The sequence below is a fragment of the Gottfriedia acidiceleris genome (assembly GCF_050457485.1).
Lineage (GTDB): Bacteria > Bacillota > Bacilli > Bacillales > Bacillaceae_G > Gottfriedia > Gottfriedia acidiceleris_D.
The window spans coordinates 817-7,150 of record NZ_JBCMJM010000043.1 but is presented as its reverse complement, the minus strand read 5'-3'; the positions used below and the strand labels follow the sequence as shown (position 1 = coordinate 7,150).

Sequence of the window (6,334 nt, the reverse complement as noted above, 5' to 3'; positions counted from 1 at the left end):
GAAGCGACTTTAATATAATAATATTTTGTTGAACCATCTGTCAACAACTTATTTTATATTTTTTTGTTGTTCCAACTTGTTTTGTCGTGACAACATAAACAAATATACCATCTCGTCCAAATGATTGCAAGCATTTCTTTTACAAAAAGTTAACAAAAATAATTTACGTAAATTTCAAACAAATTAATTAGTTAATTGTACAACTAGGTATAAGTACAAGCACAAATTATCCCTCTTCCATAGATTAGTACAAGAAAAGGAGGAATTGTTATGCAATGTAATGAAGCCCATCATTTATGTAATAATTTTAGAGGGCAGGTTGTACGCATTTTCGATAAAGAAGGAAATGAGCACGTTGGACGTATAACTAGAGTAACTGATGATCGAGTTTTTATTGAACCAGTCAATCAAAATCGTCAGTCTTCTAATAGATCATCCAATCGCAATAGAAGTAACATGAACAGAAACCAATCTAATAGAGATTTCTCGGAAAGAAACTTTTCAAATAGAAGTTCCCGCAATGAAAATCGTTTTGATAATATGTTTGGTAATCGCGTTGACAATCAATTTGATGATCGATTCGATAGAAGATTTGACAGAAGGTTTGATAGAAGATTCGATAGAAGAGAAGAAAGAAGAGACGATAGAGATTTTGACAGAGATGGATTTAGATGCGGATTCTTCGGCTGTGGGTTCGGTATTTCAATTGCACTCGGATTTGTTGCAGGAGTCGCATTAGCTGCATTATTCTTTTTTTAATAGCTCAATAAAATCTTATATTCAATTACTGTGGGTATGTCTCTTTGGTCAATTGCTGACTTTTGAGACACCCTTTTATTTTATAGGTGAAAAGGTCATGACACACCTCATTATATTTTTTATTACTAATACAAAAATAATTTCCTCGAATTAGTTAAAGGATAGAAGCATTATGAAAAAAATCATTCAAGTCATTATAATTATATTCATACTTTGCTTATGTACATATGCCTTTAAAATAGCCAAAACATTTTTAATCATAAATAAAGTCGAATTTAATAAGCAATTTCCAATCTATCCTCATGGTGACCGTTAATTTATAAGAGTATACTTAAATAAGTACATTATTAATAATGAAGGTGAGGACTTTATGCAAATAGAATCGTTAATAAATGATTTATCAAACATGAATTTAATTAACAAAAAAGAAATTAAATACACTAAACTAACAGGTGGAACATCAAGCAGTATATATCTTCTAAGTAACATAAAAAACGAGAGTAAATATATAGTTAAGTTCAATGATCCTCGTGTACTAGAACCAGAAGCATATTTTCTTAATTTCTATAACAAAGTAGATATATTGCCCAATTTACTATTTGCTGAAAAAACATTTAAATACATAGTTTATCCTTTCATTCCAGGTAGCACAAATTATATTAAAAAAAACAAAAAAGAATTACTTATATTACTTGCTAAACGGTTAATAAATAATTACGAATCCTACCCTAATGCTCCAGGTTGGGGATGGGCAGATGATTTATCGAATTCATGGTCAGATTTTCTTATGAGTAGAATGACAGAGTCTTATAAAATTTTAGATTCGTATTTAGAAAAGCCAGATCATACACTTATCTTTTCTATTGTAAACAATTCAAATCTAATCACTTTTCAAGGAGAACCTTTTTTATTACACGGTGACTGTGGTATACATAATTTTATCTTTAATAAAGGCAAGTTAAGTGGCATTATTGATCCTACTCCAGTGTTTGGTGATCCACTTTATGATTTAATTTATGCGTTTTGTTCTTCACCAGATAATTTAACAAAAGAGACAATTTCTACCGCAGTTAGTCATTTGAAATTTTTACAAAATAATGATTCTCACATAATATATAAAAACGTATTGGTTGGATTATATTTTAGGTTAGCAACATGTATAAGACATCACCCAAATGATTTGTACGAATACTTAATAGCTTGGAATTATTGGACTAGCTTGGTTAAATCCACCTGAATTTTTAAAATATAAGCAGTCTGATACATTGGAATTAATCCAAACCTGGTAAGTGGTACTTTTGTTAATCAAACAAAAAAGATAAGCTAATATGCCTATCTTTTTCTACATAAAAATACTCTATATCCCAACACATCTTTATAACGCACTAGTATTTCTTGGAATCTATGAAGTAATTCAATTCCCTCTGGTGGTAACTTTTGAAATGGTAGTGTATCAGTTGGGTTTGTTGATGTATTCATTATTGTATTTCCTTTGAGGATTTTATAATCTCTAAAGCCCCCTTTGATTAATGCTTGTTCCCACTCTCTTACCGTTTTTACTTTTGAAATACCATATACATCCTTTATTTCACTTTCTTCTTTAAGTGTTAGCGGTCTCTCTGATGTCATTTCTATAGCAAGAAAATATCCACCTTTTTTTAATACTCTTACATATTCATGTAATGATTTATCTACATTTGTGAAGCTTGTTACTGATTCCGAAATTATAATATCAAATGAATTATCTTTAAAAGGAAGGTTTTCTGCACTTGCTTGATGCAGAGTAACTGGAATTTTCTTTTTGTTAAATCGTTTTCTTGCATTAGCTAGCATCCGACTGTTTATATCGATTGTTGTAATTGAGCAATTGAAACTTTCATATAAATAGCTAGCAGTTTTACCTGAACCGCATCCAACCTCTAAAACTTGGCTATCTGATGTCAGCGGAAGAAATCTTAATGTTTTTTTTGTTAAATCAAACCCACCTGGATGTGCATCTTCTATATTTAAAGTGGCGATTAAATCTATATAAGAAAATTTCCTCATATTAAGACCCCAATCATGTAGTTTGGTATAGTCTATTCATATAAGCTTAAATTTGTTTTGTATTCTTGAAAACAATGAATTTTTTATTAAATCAAAAACATCAGCTTTTGGGCTGATGTTTTAGTTTGTATACAAAGAGCAATCATTTGCTTATTGAAAACAGCCGTAATCTTACTCCCCGTTACTTCTCATTCCTTTTGAATCTTTCGAAGTGCCTTTTTCGAACCTCGTTCAATATCGTGCTGTAATTTCCTTGTCGCATAATCAACAAATAATGTATCTAAGTCATATCCTTCTGGATAAAGTTCAGCAGCTTTTACTTCTAAAGATACCCGTTTTTCATTCACTTCCAAAAAATCACCATTGTAAAAAACAATGAGATTGTAGAAATTATCGATTTCTTTATAGACAATTCCAAAGTTATCATAGTCTAATAATTTTACTCGATCACCTTTTTGATAGTTAGACTTTTCTTCTGCTTTTAATTTGATAATCTTAGGTTTCCTTATTGCACTTTCATTTACTTTATCTAATTGATATTCTTTATTTTCCATATATTCTTTCGCTCTTTGAAGTACATTTTCTCGAATGTTCATTTTCTTAGAAATCCATAGAGCATTACTTTCTCCTGATTTACCGATAATTAATTTATACATTGGTTCTAGTGTTTCACTATTAAATCGCATTGCTGCATTCATAAAGTCACTATGCATTTCTGAAAAACGTTTAATTTCACCATAATGGGTAGTTGCAACTGTAATACATCCCATAAGGTAAAACTCTTCCAATATAGAAATTGCTAGTGCAGATCCTTCATTCGGTTCCGTACCACTTCCTATTTCATCGAATAGTAAAAGCGTATTATTATTAGAAACCCCCATAATATCAGAAAGGTTTTTCATATGTGATGAAAATGTGCTTAGTGCATTCTCTATACTTTGATTATCACCAATATCCACGAAAATCTTTTCAAATACTGCAATTTCAGTCCCTATGTCTCCAATGATATGGAAACCTGACATTGTTGCTAAAGTTAGTAAACCAATTGTTTTCAGAACGACTGTCTTTCCACCAGCATTAGGTCCAGTAATGATTAAACTTCGATAACCTTCCCCTATCTCAAAATTAAGTGGAACAACATTACCTGTTAATAGGGGATGTTTGCATTCAACTAACTTTATATATCCAAAGTCATTTAATTTCGGCTCAACTCCACCAATATGTTTGCTAAATTTAGCTTTTGCAAACACCATATCATATTGGCTTATCAACTCCATATTTATATTTATTTCATAAATTTTTTCTAATATCATTCCTGAAAGGGTAGCTAATATTTGATATTCTTCCATTGCCTCTTCAGCCTTTAGGCTTGCTAACTCACTGTTTAATTTAGTTACAGTACTCGGTTCAATAAAGACTGTTGCCCCTTTAGAAGAAACTTCAATAATTGAGCCAGGAACTTGCTTCTTAAACGAAGCTTTTATTGGTATTGTATATCGGTCATCTTTCTTACTTATAAAAAAGTCCTGAATATACATTTTATTTGCACTACTACTTAGAAATTTATTTAAACGATCTTTAATCTTCTCTTCAACTGATTCAATATTATTTCGTATCCGTTTAAGTTCCTTACTTGCCCCAGAATCAACGCTGTTTCCTTTTATTGAGAAGTTAATCTCGTCTTCAATACTCATAAATTCACTCATTGAGTTTGCATAAGAAGCGAGAATTGGAGCAAAAAATAAGTTATCTTGCATAAACTTTTTAATTCTTCTACATCCTCTTAAAAAGTCCGAAACACTGATTAAATCACTCGGATCTAGTATCATGCCCTTTTCAAGATTTTGAATAATATTTTCAATGTTAGAGACACCTAAAAATGGTACATGTCCTTCTGCATCTAATATTGCCCGAGCTTCGGTTGTCTCATTTAATCTATTTTTAACTACTTTTATATTAGAACTAGGTTCTAATTGATTTATCAATTTTTTACCTAATCCACTTACACAATAAGATTTTACAATTTCTTTTAACTCGTTATATTGTAATTTTTCAAATGTTATATTATTCAATTTTAATTCTCCTCTTTAATATGATTTTATTGATCATAAATGGAGATACCTACACGTTAGATTCCAATAAGATTATTTATAGAAATAAAGATTTTGCCTGAAAAAATATAAAAAGCTGCGGAGATACCGCAGCTTTAATCACATTACAAGGCAATCATAATTGAAATATAGATAAATACGCTATTACAGAATAGCCATACTAATTTCATTACACGCATTATAAAGTATTGTAGGTATCTTCATAGGTTTGAAATAAACATGACAAAATTAAGGGTACGAATTCTACAAATTCCCCTTTTTTCATCCTATTTATTTCATTTATTTTTTTCCTATTTAGAACCTACCGCACTCACAAAATGCACCTCATTTATTATTATGTTCATTGAAATCTAACTTATTGAAATCATCATACAATGTGTAAATTGAAAAGTAAAGATGATCTACAATATTTACTATATGTATTTAATAAAAACTTTCCACAATTTTTTTAGCGTTCAGATAAGCTCTATACTTTAAGTTTCATACTCACTAAGCCAATTTAAAAAGGAAAAAGTACATCTTCCAAATTTGTTGCAAATGGAAATTTAGTTAAATAAGTGTTTATTGTTGTATAAAAATATAGAATTAAATTGAATATTAAATATAAAAACTGGAGATTTAAAATGATAAATAAAATAGCTCATCTTACTTTCAGTTTATTGTTCTTAATTAACTCTATTACTACAGAACACAGAGAAATTGCAAATCATTTATTTAGTACTAAGTCTGTTAGTTTTAAAGGAGTCGATAATAACTGGGAAATTTTACACGAAATGAATTTAGTGGGAACTGATATCTTATATCAAACAACTATAAAATATAAAGGAAAATATGATAAAGATTTAATTAAGTCAAACTCACGCTATTTGATTAACTATAATGGAGGAACGATAGGAGGGGAGACGTTTTTATTAAATCAATCTGGTGAATTTCATGGTAAAAAAAGAGAGTGCGGCGGATGTGAGTTTATTGATAAGGAAAAAGAGATAAATTATGAAATTTACTGGAAAGATACTATAAGTACAGTTATTTTAAAAAAAGTCGATAAACCAAGTAATTAACCCTTTTATAAAGTAATAATGCGTGTGGTTTTCAGAGTGTTGAAATATAAAATTCTATTAATGGTTTTAAATCTTAATATGTTTGAGCAATTTTATGATTCTAATAACACTAGTAATGTTTTTTTAGAAGTTAAACATATTATGAGCTAATTATTAGAAAAGCATATTCAATTGCTTAGTTTAATTAATGTTAGAAATTAATTGACCTACAAACTGATTATTAAACAACTGTTAAGTTATCTAAGTAAAGGCTATTTGACTAGGATTTATTGCCGACTTCTTTAGATTGAATAAGTTGATTGGAACGAAAGGGGGGTGCTCGACTCCTATGGGATGAGCGGGAAGGCTGAGACCCCG

At 29.7% G+C, this 6,334-nt stretch carries 5 protein-coding genes; 3 read left to right on the top strand and 2 right to left on the bottom strand.

Annotated features, from left to right (window positions below):
• The first annotated feature begins 270 nt into the window (after positions 1-270).
• On the top strand, positions 271-759 hold the full coding sequence (locus ABEY15_RS24240) for a hypothetical protein (RefSeq protein WP_429892505.1): 489 nt from the start codon (positions 271-273) through the stop codon (positions 757-759).
• A 370-nt stretch (positions 760-1,129) separates the two neighbouring features.
• Positions 1,130-1,996 (top strand): phosphotransferase, encoded by an 867-nt coding sequence (locus ABEY15_RS24235; RefSeq protein ID WP_429892504.1) that lies wholly within the window; start codon positions 1,130-1,132, stop codon positions 1,994-1,996.
• A gap of 95 nt (positions 1,997-2,091) precedes the next feature.
• Here the strand turns inward: ABEY15_RS24235 and ABEY15_RS24230 are convergent, their stop codons facing one another.
• Both ABEY15_RS24230 and ABEY15_RS24225 read right to left on the bottom strand, forming a co-directional pair.
• Positions 2,092-2,805, bottom strand: coding sequence for a class I SAM-dependent methyltransferase (locus ABEY15_RS24230; protein WP_429892503.1), 714 nt, complete (start codon positions 2,803-2,805; stop codon positions 2,092-2,094).
• A gap of 188 nt (positions 2,806-2,993) precedes the next feature.
• Complete coding sequence (locus ABEY15_RS24225; RefSeq protein WP_429892502.1) at positions 2,994-4,877, bottom strand: endonuclease MutS2; 1,884 nt, start codon at positions 4,875-4,877, stop codon at positions 2,994-2,996.
• Positions 4,878-5,539: 662 nt separating this feature from the next.
• Between ABEY15_RS24225 and ABEY15_RS24220 the strand changes: the two genes are divergently transcribed.
• A complete protein-coding gene (locus tag ABEY15_RS24220; protein WP_429892501.1) occupies positions 5,540-5,977 on the top strand; it encodes a hypothetical protein in 438 nt (145 codons plus the stop codon).
• Positions 5,978-6,334 lie beyond the last annotated feature (357 nt).

Coding starts and splice junctions, on each gene's coding strand:
- ABEY15_RS24240 (WP_429892505.1), top strand. CDS start 271: ATGCAATGTAATGAAGCCCATCATTTATGTAATAATTTTAGAGGGCAG.
- ABEY15_RS24235 (WP_429892504.1), top strand. CDS start 1,130: ATGCAAATAGAATCGTTAATAAATGATTTATCAAACATGAATTTAATT.
- ABEY15_RS24230 (WP_429892503.1), bottom strand. CDS start 2,805: ATGAGGAAATTTTCTTATATAGATTTAATCGCCACTTTAAATATAGAA.
- ABEY15_RS24220 (WP_429892501.1), top strand. CDS start 5,540: ATGATAAATAAAATAGCTCATCTTACTTTCAGTTTATTGTTCTTAATT.